Origin of the sequence: Rhizobium sp. BR 315 (genome assembly GCF_050577975.1) — a bacterium.
GTDB classification, from domain to species: domain Bacteria; phylum Pseudomonadota; class Alphaproteobacteria; order Rhizobiales; family Rhizobiaceae; genus Rhizobium; species Rhizobium miluonense.
Genome location: NZ_JARWKZ010000021.1, coordinates 39,851 through 53,345 on the forward strand (window position 1 = coordinate 39,851; position 13,495 = coordinate 53,345).

Here is a 13,495-nt window from a genome sequence, read left to right on the forward strand (position 1 = left end):
TTATTCGCACAGGGCCACAGCCGGCGCCGGAGGGCCGCCGTCATAGGCTCCCCAGACTGATTGATCGAAATGGACAACCGAGCCCGTCATCATCCCCGAATCGTCGGATGCCAGGAAAAGGACGGCTTTGGCGACTTCTTCGGGCGCCAGGATACGGCCGAAGGGTTGGCCTGCTGCCGCCTTTGCCAGCCAGTCTGGCTCCGCGCCATGATATTCGCGCTGGACGCGATCCTCTCCATCAGACGCCATCCAGCCTATATCAAGCTGGTTCACCCGGATCTGGTTGCGCATCAGTGCATAGCCGGAGTTTCGGGTAAGCGTCGCCAGCGCACCTTTTGAAGAGGAGTAGGGCGAGAGAAATGGCTGTCCCGCATGCTCCGACGTCGAACCGATATTGATCATGCTACCTTTGATGCCATCGCGGATCATGAGCTTTGCCGCGTCTTGCATGAGGAAGAACGGTGCACGCACATTGATCGCGAACATGCGATCGAAAAGCTCAGGCGATGAATTCAAAAGGTTGCCGCGGTCGGTAAGGCCGGCGGCATTGACCAGAATATCGATCCTGCCGAATTCGGCGTCCGCTTTCGCAATGATCGATCGGCAATCTTCGACCTTTTCGAGATCTGCCGTCGCAAACGTCACCGGGACCCCGGTGTCGCCAGTAATCGAAGCGGCGACCTCATTACCTTTCTTGGTATTTCGTCCGCACGTCACAATCCCTGCGGCACCGGCTTCAGCAAAAAGTCGGGCAATTGCCGCGCCCAGTCCCTGCGTGCCGCCGGTAGTAACGGCGATTTTCCCGTCTATGCGATTCATTTTACACACCCACACGCTGTTTCTTGCGAATTTCCTCCTGGGCGGCGCGCGCCTTTTGAACAGATTCCCGCTCGGAGACCTCGGGAACGCCGACATCCCAGTCGGCATCGCCTGGCACCCAGGCATAGGCATCGGTGACCAGCGTGACGATGGTCGTACGATCGGTTGTCTGCGCCCACTCCATGGCCGTCTTCAGATCGGCAAGGCTTTCGCAGCGACGCGCAAGCGCGCCCATGGATTCGGCATGTTTTACGAAGTCGACGGCAAAGGGCTCCTTCACCCGGCAATCCTTGATGAGATTGTTGAAGCCGGGCACGCCCTTGAACTGCTGAAGACGATTAATGACGGCGTAACCGCCATTGTCGCAAACGACCACGATCATCTTGTGGCCCGACAGCACCGTCGAGTAGATGTCGGAGTTCATCATCATATAGGTGCCGTCACCAATCATGACGATCGGCGTGCCGTCACCGGCTTTCGCCATCGCATGGCCCCAGCCCGCGGCGATCTCGTATCCCATACAACTGAAGCCGAATTCGCAGTCGAATGTATTCGGGTTCTTGACGCGCCAGCCTTTGGTGACCTCGCCAGGCGTGCCGCCTGCAGCCGCGATCAACGTATCGTTCGGCTTTGACGTCTCGTTGACGATGCCGACCACCTGCGCGTAGGTGGGGATCGGCCCGTTCGTGACAGCCTGATGCTGATCGAGGAGCTCGTTCCAATCGGCAAAAAGCGATTGAGCTTTCGCAAGCAGTTCGGGATCGGCCTGCCAATCACCGAGTGCGTCGTCCAGTTCGATCACCGTTTCAAGAGCATCTCCGACAACGGCAAGCGCGCGATGCTTGACGGCGTCAAAGCGCGCTGCGTTGATCGAAATGAACTTCGCGTCCTCGCGGAAAACCGTCCATGAGCCGGTGGTGAAGTCCTGCAGACGCGTGCCGATTGCCAGAATGACATCCGCCTCGCCGGCAAGCGCATTCGCGGACGTCGAACCAACGATCCCAATCGGGCCGGCGTGAGCAGGGTGATTGTGGGTCAGCGCGCCTTTGCCGGCGATGGTTTCGACAATCGGGATACCACGGCTGATGGCGAAGTCCGCGACCTTGTCCTCTGCCAGCGAATAGCGAACGCCGCCCCCTGAAATGATCAGCGGCTTTTTCGCCGATTTGAGTAGTGTGGCCGCTTCCGCCAGCTTTGTTCTGTCGGGCCGCGGGCGCGGTATGGACCACACCGTCGGCTCGAAGAATGCCAAGGGATAGTCGAAGGCGACTTCCTGGGTATCCTGTGCGAGACCAATGAAGGCGGGGCCGCAATCAGCCGGATCCAGCATGGCAGCAATCGCTTGCGGCAAGGACGAGATGATCTGCTCTGGCAGAACGATGCGATCCCAGTATCGGGTCACCGGCTTGAACGCGTCATTCACAGTGACCGTCGGGTCATTGAAGTGTTCGACCTGCTGCAAGACCGGATCCGGAATTCGACTGGCGAAAGTATCTCCGGCTATCAGAAGCACCGGCAGGCGGTTGGCGTGAGCGGTGCCTGCCGCCGTCACCATGTTGGCAGCACCTGGTCCGATCGAGGTCGCAGCGACCATCAATTGGCGCCGACGCTTGGCTTTGGCAAAGGCAATCGCTGCAAGGGCCATCGACTGCTCGTTTTGACCGCGCCAGGTCGGCAACTGATCTTGCAGCGCCTCGAGCACTTCCGACAGGCACGTCACATTGCCATGGCCGAAAATGCCGAACACGCCAGCAAAAAGCGGGACACGCTCGCCGTCGATCTCTGTGAATTGATTGCACAAATAGCGCACAAGCGCCTGCGCCATCGTCAGGCGCACAGTCTTCCGGGACATCCGGCTTCCTCCCATGGATCATGTTTTCTGGACGTTACGAAATAATAATTGACAAAGCAATAGTTACGCAACAATCATTGCAAAAATTGAATTGGGAGGATCCTGATGCTGAAAATCGCCGTTCTCGGCTGTGGTCGCATTGGCCGCATGCACGCCGAAAACATAGACGCGCATCCGCGGGCAGCGCTTGCCGGCGTCTTCGACGTCCATCGGCCTGCCGCTGACGATGTCGGGCGAAAACTTGGCGTGACGGTATTCGATTCGGCCGAGGCGGTGCTCGCCAGCAGTGATGTCGACGCAGTCCTGATTGCCACCTCGACGCCGACACATGCCGACTTCATCGAGAAGGCCGTCACGGCCGGCAAACCAATTTTATGTGAAAAGCCGATCGATCTGAGCCTTCATCGTGTTCAGCGATGCGCGATAGCGATTGGGACGACGAAGGTGCCGATCATGCTGGGTTTTGTCCGGCGCTTCGATCCCGGTCACAGGGCGGCTCGCGATGCCGTTCAGGCGGGCGATATCGGGGACTTGCATCAGGTTGTCATAACATCGCGCGATCCGGGTATGCCGCCGGTCGCCTATTCCGAGGCATCGGGAGGCATCTTCCACGACATGACCATCCACGACTTTGATATGGCCCGCTTCATGCTCGGCGAAGAGGTGACCGAGGTTTCGGCGGTGGGTAGCCGCCTTGTAGACCCGTCTCTTATGCAACGCTTGAACGACTACGACACCGTGACGGTCGTGCTGAAGACAGCATCGGGCAAGCAGTGCATCATCAATAATTCGCGTCAGGCCGTCTATGGTTACGACCAGCGCGTCGAGGCGCTGGGAACGAAGGGAATGGTCGTCTCCGAGAATCGCCGCCCCAACATGACAACGCTGCACCGTGCCGATTTCACCGGCAAGAGCGCACCGCTCCTGAACTTCTTCATCGACCGTTACGCAGAGGCCTTCATGGCCGAGATCGGCGCCTTCGTCGACGCCATCGACTCAGGCCAACCTCCAGAGGTCGGCTTTGAAGACGGTCGTCAGGCCCTGATTCTCGCCGAGGCCGCGATCAAATCGGCGGCCGAAGGCCGTACTGTAAAAACCAGCGAAATCGGGTGACCCATGTATCAGAAGTTTGGACTGTATATCGACGGCAAATGGCGCGGAGCCTCCGACGGAGCAACCGCCGATGTCCTCAGCCCCGTCACGCAAACTGCTCTTGGCGCTGTTCCCGTGGCGACGAGAGCTGACACGCAGGAAGCGCTTGATGCAGCAGACAAAGGTTTCGCAGCTTGGCGTGCGGTGGCCGCTTTCGCGCGCGCTGACGCTCTACACCGGATTGCCGACGAGATGATCCGCCGCACTGACGAGGCGAAAAGGATGATCTCTGCAGAGACCGGCAAGCCGATTGCACAGTCGGAGCGCGAATGGGGACTGTCGATCGATCAGTTTCGTTGGTTTGCGGAAGAAGCGCGCCGCATCTATGGCAGGATCATCGAATCGCGGGTGCCGGGCGGCCGCTTCGAGGTGTCGCGCGAGCCTGTCGGCATTGTCGGCGCCTTTACCGCCTGGAATTTCCCTGCAGCACTTGTCGCCCGCAAAGCAGCGCCGGCGCTTGCAGCCGGTTGTGCGATCATTATCCGACCCTCCAGCCAGACACCGGGCGTCGCCATGGTCATGGTGGATTGCATGCGGGCGGGCAACCTGCCCGATGGCGCCGTCAATCTGGTCGTCGGTCCGACCGCGACCACCTATACGCCGATCATGGCAGATAAAACGGTGCGGAAAGTCTCTCTGACCGGCTCGACCCGCGTTGGCCAGCAGATGATCCGCGATGCCGCCGATACCGTCAAGAAAGTATCGATGGAACTCGGCGGCAACGCACCGCTGATCGTATATGATGATGCCGATCTCGAGCTTGCGCTGAATGTATCCGTGCCGACGAAGTTTGCAAATGCAGGCCAGGTTTGCGTGACGCCGGATCGCTTTTTCGTACATGAACGCCTGCATGACGCCTTCGTCGACGGGTTCGTTTCGCGAACAAGGGCATTGAAGCTCGGCGATGGTCTGGATCCCTCCGTGCAAATGGGACCGCTGATCAATGGCGGGCGCCTCTCGGAGATCGAGTCGATCGTCTCAGACGCCGTGAAAGCAGGCGCGCAAGTTGCGGCGGGAGGGGAGCGTGCTTCGGAATTCAACGTCGGGCACTTCTACAAGCCAACCGTTCTGACCTATGTCACCGATGACATGAAGGTCTTTGCCGAGGAGAATTTCGGCCCGATTGCCGCGATCACCCGGTTTAGCGAGGAGGATGAAGTTCTTTCCCGCGCCAATGCCTCCGATATGGGATTGTCGGCCTATGCCTTTACTCGTTCGCCAGATCGAGCAAGGCGGACGGTATCGGCCCTGAAGGCAGGGATGGTCGGCATAAACAGCTTTGCGCTGGCGGCGTCCGAGGCGCCTTTTGGGGGCACCAATCATTCGGGCATGGGCCGGGAAGGCGGGATCGAGGGTATCAGCGACTATCTCGACACCAAGCTTGCACAGATCGTGTTCTAAGGGAGGCGGATATGATCAAGAACAGGCTGAAAGAAATCTGGGCCGAGGGCCGCCCCTCGATCAATGGTTGGTTGTCGATCGGCAATGCCTTCACGGCGGAGATCATGGCTGCTCAGGGCTACGATTCCGTCTCGATCGACATCCAGCATGGTGCGCTGGACTATAATTCGGTGCTGCCAATGTTTCAGGCCATGTGCGCCTCCGGTGTCGTGCCGATGGCGCGCGTGCCGTGGCTCGAACCCGGCATCATCATGAAAGTGCTGGATGCCGGTGCCTATGGCGTGATCTGCCCGATGGTCAACACCGCCGCGCAAGCAGCCGAATTCGTCAGTTATCTCCGCTATCCGCCGCACGGTCAGCGCAGTTTCGGGCCGACACGTGTCAGCTTTGCCGCCGGGCCGAATTATGCGGGTGAGGCGAATGGCGAAATCCTCGCCTTTGCCATGGTCGAGACCAAGCAGGCGATGGACAATCTCGATGCGATTGCCGCAACGCCGGGATTAGACGGCATTTACGTTGGCCCGGCCGATCTGACTTTCAGCCTAACGGAAGGTCGACTAGCGCCGGGCTTCGATCGCGAAGAGCCGGACATGATCGCGGCTCTCCAGCGCATCGTCGCGGCCTGCAAGACGAACAAAATTCGCGCCGCTCTTCATTGCGGCACTCCGGAATATGCCGCCCGCGCCATTCAGTGGGGCTTCGATATGACGACCGTGTCTGGCGACACCCGGCTCTTGGCGGCGGCAGCGGCGGCGAGCGTCGCGAAATTTCGCGACCTCGCAGGGCAGGCGGCGACCAAGGCTGAAAAGGGGGCCTATTGATGCCGCATATTCTCGTTGCTGGGAAGTTGCATCCTTCTGGGGTGGCACTTCTGAAAAGCGCGCCGAACGTGACGTTCGACTACGTGGAAGAGGTATCTGAACAGTCCTATCACCCCCTCATCGGCAAGGCTGACGCGCTGGTGCTGCGTACACAGCCTCTCTCGGCAGCAACCGTTGCAAACGCTGAGCGCTTGAAAATCGTTTCGCGCCATGGCGTTGGATATGACGCCGTTCATCTGGCCTCTCTCAATGAAAGAGGCATCGCGCTCGCCGTGGTCGGCGATGTCAATTCGGTGTCGGTGGCTGAGCATGCCATGATGTTGATCCTGTCCGCGGCGAAGCGCGTTCTTCGCGGTGATCGCGCTGTCCGCAATCCCTCAGAATGGGGGTGGCGTAACCGGCTGGAAGCGGAAGAGATCTCGGGGAAACGCCTGTTGATTATCGGGTATGGCCGCATTGGGCGTCATCTTTCGCGGATGGCCAGCGGTTTTGGCATGGAGACGAGAGCTTTTGACCCTTTCTTGCAGGCCCAGGGCTGGCCCGAAGGGCCGGTCTCGCCGGCAGATGATCTTCTAGAGGGACTTGAATGGGCCGATGTGGTCTCTATCAATGTTCCAAAAGCCGATCGACCGGTCATCGGCAAAACCGAATTGGTGGCGATGAAGCGTGGCGCCATCCTAGTCAACACGGCTCGCGGAGGTGTCGTCGACGAGGCGGCCTTGATCGAAGCGTTGCAATCCGGACATCTGGGCGCTGCAGGTCTTGATGTCTTTGACGACGAACCTCCTTCCAAAGATTGCCGGCTTCTTACGCTCGACCAGGTGGTGTTGTCGCCGCATATCGCCGGCTTGACCCGCGAGTGCGGTAAACGAATGGCCATAGCGTCGGTCCAAAACGTGCTCGATTTTTTCGCTGGAAGAATAGATCCGAAGCTCATCGTGAATGCCGATCAGCTGCGGTAAAACTGGGACTGGATAGGGATCAATCGCAATTCGAGCGCGGCAATGGCGTATACTTTCGCCGCAGCGAAGTTCGCTTGATCATTGCTTGCAATAAAAATTGCTGATATCAAAATCTGCATTGAAAATTGAAATATGCTTTGACTCAGTAGTTATTGCGATCTAGTCTTATTTGCAATGATTGTTGCAATATGGGTGCCAACGGCAATCATGGGCTGACAGAGGGATTGGCGCTGGGAGGCGTCTTCCGCAAAAAATTCTGGCGGCATCGGAATTCACTTTAGTTCCATGGGAGGTAAGAGATGGGACGTCTGATCCGTAGCCTTTTGGCTACAACAATTATCGCAGCCGCAATGGGCGGGGCAGCCGCCGCGCAGGACAAGTCAAAAGTCTTCTTCCTGCTGCCAAATCAAACGACAATTCGTTTCGAGAGCCGTGACGCGCCATTCTTTGTTCAGGCGATGAAAGAGAAGGCGCCCAATGTCGAGGTCGTGGTTCAAAACGCGCAGGGCGATCCCAATAAGCAACAGGCTCAGGTAGAGGACGCAATCGCACAAGGAGCGAAGGTGATTCTGCTTGCATCGGCCGATGCAAACCTCGCAGCCGGTGAGCTTGCCGCAGCGGCAAAGGCAAATGTGCCTGTTGTTCTTTATGATCATGATGCCGTAGGAGGCAAGGCCGAAGCCCACATCGTTTTCGACAGTTTGGCGGTCGGCGAAGCGCAAGGAAAACGCGCCGCCGAATTAATCAAGGCCATGTCGAAGTCGCCGGTTAAGGTCGCCCGCGTCAAGGGCAATCAGGGCGAGTATGGCACCCGGCAATATGAGAAAGGGCAGAACGAATTTCTTCAGCCGCTGATCGATTCTGGAAAGGTCAAGATAGTTTGCGAGCAGTACACTCAGAATTGGGATCCAACACTGGCCCAAAGCTTTGCTGAGGATTGCCTCACGAAAAACGGCGGTGACGTCGATGTCTTCCTCGGCATGAATGACGGCACCACGGGAGGCTCTGTCGCGGCGCTCATTTCCCAAGGATCTAAACCAGGCGAAAAGCTCGTGACCGGCGGTCAGGATGCCACGGTGGAAGCGCTTCGCTATATCGCGCAAGGGTGGCAAGACAATTCCGTTCTCAAGGATCTGAAGGTTCAGGCAACCTATGCCGCAGATGTCGTCGCATCGATTGTTGCCGGCAAGGGCGTTCCGAAAGAGCTGATCAACGGCAAGGTCAACAATAGCTTCATGGATGTCCCAGCGGTGTTCCTGCCGGTCACCAACATCACAAAGGACCATCTTGGTGATGTGGTCTCGAAGGGCGTTTGGACGTGGGCCGAAATCTGCAAGGGCATCGAAACCACCGATGTCTGCAAGAAAAATCTCTAATTCGACTGTTTGCCACGGGGGAAAGCGGTTTGGCCGCCTTCCCCCGTCTGCAGGATCAAGACCCTTGCGAGGATGAGATGACCGCAACTGTTTCCGGGCGTCCAGAGCATGAAGCCCTTTCGAACAAAAAATCCACTCCGCTGATTTCGATGCGCAACATCCAGAAGTCGTTCGGCTCGGTTCATGCCCTCAGAGGGGCCTCCGTTGATGTGCATGCCGGAGAAATCGTTGCACTGGTCGGCGACAATGGCGCAGGCAAATCGACGCTCGTAAAGGTGATGGCGGGTGTGCACGCAGCCGACTCCGGAGACTATGAAATCGAGGGCAAGCCGGTAAACATCCGAACTCCGGCAGATGCGACTGCCCAAGGGATTGCGACCGTCTATCAGGATCTCGCTTTGTGCAACAATCTGGACGCTGTCCAGAACCTCTTTCTCGGCCGCGAGCTGACCGGTCCCGGTATTTTTGGACATCGCGTCCGCCGCGCCGAGTGTGAAGTGCGGGCTCGCGAAGTGATGACGAGAATGCGGCTCGGCAATCTTTCGCTTACTCGGCCCGTCGGAGCCATGTCCGGCGGCCAGCGTCAGAATATCGCGATCGCCAGATCCATTCTTTGGAAGCCTAAGGTCGTCATACTCGACGAACCCACGGCTGCCCTCAGCCACTCGGCGGCGCAACAAGTCGCGGACCTCATTCGCAGTCTCGCAGACGATGGACTGGGTATCGTCATCGTCAGTCACGACATCCACCATTTTGTCGTGAACTCGACCGACCGGATCGAAGTCATGAGACTTGGCGCGAATGCGGCGAGTTTTCGCTCCAAGGACGTGACCGGCGAAATGGTTGTCAATGCGATGGTCGGTGGCAACGAAGGCGTCAATCTCGCCGGCTGACCAACAATTTCCATTTCCGAGGAATGAATACAATGGCTTCCATCTCCACAACCACGGCGCCGAAGCGGCGCACTTTCGGAGAGCTTCTCAATAGCGATCTCAGAGCCTTGCCGGTGGTCATCGCGCTCGTCGCATTGTGGATCTTCTTCGCCCTTCAGAGCGATATCTTCCTCACGCCAAGAAATCTGTCGAACCTGCTGCAGCAGTCGACGGTCGTCGGAATCATGGCGCTCGGTTTGATGTTTGTCCTTCTCGTCAAGGAGATTGATCTTTCGATCGCCGCAATCCACGGCGTCACCTCGGTCTTCAGTGCGAAGCTGATTGTCGACTATGGGTTGTCGCCCTGGCTCGCCTTGCCGATTGCCGTCATCATCGGTGCTGCGATCGGATCCTGCTCTGCCCGCTGGGTGAATTGGGTCGGGGTACCATCATTCGTCGTGACCCTGGGCTTGGGCCTTGCGCTGAATGGCATACAGCTCATGCTGCTTCCTGCGACCGCCCGTTATGGCCTGATGGGAACGGGCGTCGAATATATTGCGCAGACCACCATCTCAGGTGCCAGCGCATGGGTTACTTGGGCTATCGGACTTGCACTGCTTGCTGGCCTGATTTTTTCCAGTGTCGCTCGACGAAAGAGGGCTGGCCTTGAAGTCTCTACGCTTCACGGCGTCGTGTTTCCATTGGTCGGTGCCGGCGTTCTGGGAGCGATCGTCGTGTTGGTTCTTAACGCCAGCCAAGGGATTCCTCTGCCCGTTCTAATGTTCGTCATTCTTCTTGGCATTGGCGGCTACGTCTTAAACGAGACCCGCTTCGGTCTTTATCTCTATGCTGTTGGAAACAACGACGAAGCGGCGCGACGGGCCGGTATAAAGGTGCAGGTCATCCGCATGGCTGCCTTTGCGATTGCAGGCGGCGTTGCAGCCATTGCAGGCATTGTTGCGTCATCAAGAACCCTTGGTGTCGGAGTGTTCTCGGGTGGCGGGGTCGGCGGGGGAACTCTTTTGCTGGAGTCAATTGCGGCGGCTGTCATCGGCGGTGTCAGCCTGTTTGGAGGCCGAGGCGCTATTCATGCAGCCCTTTTGGGAGCCTTGGTCATCGGCACGGTCCAGAATGGACTTAATCTCATGGGTGTCGAGAACGAGGTTCGTCTGATCGTCACCGGCCTTCTTCTGGTTTTTGCGGTTTCCATAGACAAGATCATCGAGAAACTGACCGGACAACAGTCGTTTTGATCCTCCGTCGCGCAAGATACCGGCGGCTGCCATGGCCACCAGCCATATCGTTCGATTTGACATTGGCAATCTTTTGCTATTCAGGGCATGATGCAATGAAATTTGCAGGTTTGGAAAATGGCAGAGATCGAACCACCGCGCGATTACGAAGAATTCATTCGTCTGGTCCATGACCGCTACGACGGTATGAGCAAAGCCTATCAGACGATCTCAGTCTACCTTACCCAGAACCCGAATGATGTGGCTGTCCTTTCCGTCAATGCGATCGCAGATCGCTGCGGCATCCATGCGTCCAGTTTCGTGCGTTTCGCACAAGCTTTGGGATACGAGGGCTTCAAAGATCTGCAGGGCCTGTTTCAGCGGCGGCTCTCGACGGCCGCTCCCGGTTTCGAGGCGCGAAAAAAAGCGCTTGAAGTGGAACTCGGGACGCGAACGGACAGAAGCGAGGCCGGATTTCTTCGGGACCTCGTGGTACGGGACATTGCATCCTTGCAGGACGTGCTCGCCCAGGTCTCGGGCGAAGATCTGGCCACAGCAGTCGATCTTCTGGAAAAGAGTGAGACCATCTACTTGATCGGACAGCTGCGCTCGGCACCGGTGGTCGAATTGCTTCGCTACGTCCTGACCATGCTGGGAAAGCGATGTGTTCTGCTCGATCCGAGCGGTGGACTTGCGACATATATGGCACGCACGATGAAGGACACCGATCTTCTGCTTGCCGTATCGTTTCGCTTCTATGCAACGGAAGTCGTCAACGTCGTCGAGGATGCGGCCGCTCGTGGCATTCCAATCGTTGCCATTTCCGACAGCACGCTTTCGCCTCTGGCTAAGTCTGCAACGGTTCTCTTCCCCGTCCCCGAGCACGAATATACGTTTTCGCGCTCGCTTGCCGCGCCGATGTGCCTGGCGCAGGCCCTGACGGTTGCCTTGGCGAGCCGGCTGCAAGGCAGCAAAAATGAACCTCGCATTCCAATCGTGACTGGGCAATAGGGCGTGTCCCTAGGAACATGTAGTCGATAAGCTATGTTGTTTTCCAAGGAGCGACGCTAAGGGCGTAAAGTCACAACGCGCCGGGCGTTTGAAGGATCGACGATTAGATTCGTGCAGGAGGTGTCTCCGGTTCGACTCCCTTCAAGAGCGAGGCACGTTAAACATATTGCTATACGCTCGAGAAGGTCCACTCCCACGCGTTGGTCCGTGCCAATGTCTACGTCCGCCTCCGAGGTATTCGGACGAGCCGCCATCGTTGTTCCTCCATAAGCTTCATGGTAAGCGCAAGCCGTTCCTGGAGGATCACATGCAATTTTCACTTCAGACCGTGCTGATGGTGGCGCAGGCGCTCGCAAGCATCTCAACGCCCATCGCTATACTTCTTGCCATTCGGCAGTTTCAGTTGGTTCGCCAGCAGGCAAAAAAACAATCCGACACTGCCGCCGTCAACTTCATCCTGCAGGCAGAAGGTCAGTTCGATCGCGCCATGGAAACGCTCATCAATGCTCCGCCAGCAGTCATCAGGCAGGCTTATGCGCCCGAAATCGACCCTTCCTGGAAGGACGAGGATCTGGCAGCCTTTATTTTCATGAAGCGACTGTTTGGGCAAGTTTCGCGCATGGTCTTTATTGCCCATAACCAGGCCATCGATCTCGGCATGTCCCAGAAGGATCGGGAGGACCTGATTGTCGATTGGGAGAATACATTGCGCAAGTATCGGGAGCACCCGATCATGCGTCGGATTTTTGAAAACGCCATACGCAACCAAGACTACAACCGGCATATGCTGGCCATGTGCCGAAAGATATTCGAGGGCTCCTCCTGAATTCTCCGAACTAAGTGCCGTTCCGTTCAAGCGGCCCGCCGGCAGAGGGTGAGGACGAAGAACTCACGATAACAAAAGTCCGGTTGATCAAGGAGGCGATCTGGATCCTCAGCCAAACTCTTCCAATAACGATGGTCGCTCTCGGGTAAATCGTAATCGGGTGCCACCGTCGTGAAGTAGGCGATCAAATCGCGGACATAAGCGCGGGTATGTTCGCCGGCCGGCGCCCAACGCTCGACGAGCCAACCGCGACGCCAGAGCATGTCCAGGCCGAAGTCACGCAGCCGCGCCGGGATCGTGGAGCCGCAATCCGTGCCAAGCACGCCACGCTCACGAAATTTCCGCAGCCGCGCCGAAATAAACCGGCTGAAGACGCCGTGATCCATCGGCAAGATCTGCAGCATGGTGGAGTCGAAATCCTTGACAGCCAGGATGCCGCCAGGTTTCAAAACACGGATCGCCTCGCCTGTGGCTAGTCTGAATTCCTCCGGCGTCAGATATTGCATAACATTCGCGGACCAGACGCAATCGAAAGATTGATCGTCGAAGGGCAGCGAGAGGATGCTGCCGATGTGAGCGCTGAAAAGCGGACCGGCATTCAGCTTGCCCATCATTCCTTCTGCTCGCCGGACATTTTCAGGCGCAAGGTCGAGAGCCGTGACCGCGCCTCCGGGGCCGGTACTATCGCAGATCAACGGCAGGAAGCTGCCACTGCCGCAACCGGCATCGAGCACTGACCAACCGGGCTGGATGCCGATCTGCCGCAGTGCGTCCTCGTATTCGGGACGCGACGATTCAAAGTGAAGATCCAACCAGTCGACGCCACTGGCTTCGTGACCTGTCGACGTTTCGTTCTTAGCGGACATCAATGCAACCCTCCCAATGATGGCTCTACTTCGATAACAAGGTAAAAGGGCAAAGGCGAGGGAAGGTCTTGCCCTCTCGCAAAATAGTCGCCCTTGGCGCTCACCGACAAGGATGGCCAAGAGCCGTCTGGTGAGCAATTAAGATCGTACTCGTAGATCTCTGACTGGCGAGCGCATTGGGCAGGGTAGCCACCGAATTTTGCAGGAAGACGCGTGGCTTTGATTGCAATTCGCGATATTTGGGATGACCATCGCGGGCATCGAAATTCACATGACTCGGAATTATGTTAAATAACAAGGGCGTA

General features: G+C 57.6%; 12 protein-coding genes. 9 read left to right on the plus strand and 3 right to left on the minus strand.

Annotated elements, in window-relative coordinates; all coding sequences use genetic code 11:
* Positions 1-819: an SDR family oxidoreductase gene (locus QD409_RS19960; RefSeq protein WP_430763494.1), complete on the minus strand. Its 819-nt coding sequence runs from the start codon at positions 817-819 to the stop codon at positions 1-3.
* A gap of 1 nt (position 820) precedes the next feature.
* Positions 821-2,671 carry a 3D-(3,5/4)-trihydroxycyclohexane-1,2-dione acylhydrolase (decyclizing) gene (gene iolD, locus QD409_RS19965; RefSeq protein WP_430763442.1) on the minus strand — a complete coding sequence of 617 codons (1,851 nt, stop codon included), beginning with the start codon at positions 2,669-2,671 and terminating at the stop codon, positions 821-823.
* 102 nt (positions 2,672-2,773) lie between these two features.
* On the opposite strand from iolD, the gene iolG reads away from it, so the two are divergent.
* The 9 genes from iolG to QD409_RS20010 all read left to right on the plus strand — a co-directional run bounded on the left by iolG (position 2,774) and on the right by QD409_RS20010 (position 12,324).
* Positions 2,774-3,784 carry an inositol 2-dehydrogenase gene (gene iolG, locus QD409_RS19970; protein WP_430763495.1) on the plus strand — a complete coding sequence of 337 codons (1,011 nt, stop codon included), beginning with the start codon at positions 2,774-2,776 and terminating at the stop codon, positions 3,782-3,784.
* 3 nt (positions 3,785-3,787) lie between these two features.
* Positions 3,788-5,224, plus strand: a complete 1,437-nt coding sequence (locus QD409_RS19975) for an NAD-dependent succinate-semialdehyde dehydrogenase (protein ID WP_430763443.1) — start codon at positions 3,788-3,790, stop codon at positions 5,222-5,224.
* A gap of 11 nt (positions 5,225-5,235) precedes the next feature.
* Entirely contained in the window at positions 5,236-6,045 is an 810-nt protein-coding gene (locus tag QD409_RS19980) for an HpcH/HpaI aldolase family protein (protein WP_430763444.1), read from the plus strand.
* Positions 6,045-7,007, plus strand: a complete 963-nt coding sequence (locus QD409_RS19985; protein WP_430763445.1) for a hydroxyacid dehydrogenase — start codon at positions 6,045-6,047, stop codon at positions 7,005-7,007. The genes QD409_RS19980 and QD409_RS19985 overlap by 1 nt, the downstream gene beginning before the upstream one ends.
* A 299-nt stretch (positions 7,008-7,306) precedes the next feature.
* Positions 7,307-8,383, plus strand: a complete 1,077-nt coding sequence (locus QD409_RS19990; protein WP_430763446.1) for an ABC transporter substrate-binding protein — start codon at positions 7,307-7,309, stop codon at positions 8,381-8,383.
* 77 nt (positions 8,384-8,460) lie between these two features.
* Positions 8,461-9,276 (plus strand): ATP-binding cassette domain-containing protein, encoded by an 816-nt coding sequence (locus QD409_RS19995; protein ID WP_430763447.1) that lies wholly within the window; start codon positions 8,461-8,463, stop codon positions 9,274-9,276.
* 32 nt (positions 9,277-9,308) lie between these two features.
* Positions 9,309-10,508, plus strand: a complete 1,200-nt coding sequence (locus tag QD409_RS20000; protein WP_430763448.1) for a sugar ABC transporter permease — start codon at positions 9,309-9,311, stop codon at positions 10,506-10,508.
* A gap of 117 nt (positions 10,509-10,625) precedes the next feature.
* Positions 10,626-11,498, plus strand: a complete 873-nt coding sequence (locus QD409_RS20005) for a MurR/RpiR family transcriptional regulator (RefSeq protein WP_430763449.1) — start codon at positions 10,626-10,628, stop codon at positions 11,496-11,498.
* Between the two features lie 334 nt (positions 11,499-11,832).
* Positions 11,833-12,324: a hypothetical protein gene (locus tag QD409_RS20010; protein WP_430763450.1), complete on the plus strand. Its 492-nt coding sequence runs from the start codon at positions 11,833-11,835 to the stop codon at positions 12,322-12,324.
* A gap of 26 nt (positions 12,325-12,350) precedes the next feature.
* Here the strand turns inward: QD409_RS20010 and QD409_RS20015 are convergent, their stop codons facing one another.
* Entirely contained in the window at positions 12,351-13,310 is a 960-nt protein-coding gene (locus QD409_RS20015) for a class I SAM-dependent methyltransferase (protein WP_430763451.1), read from the minus strand.
* Between the last annotated feature and the right edge of the window lie 185 nt (positions 13,311-13,495).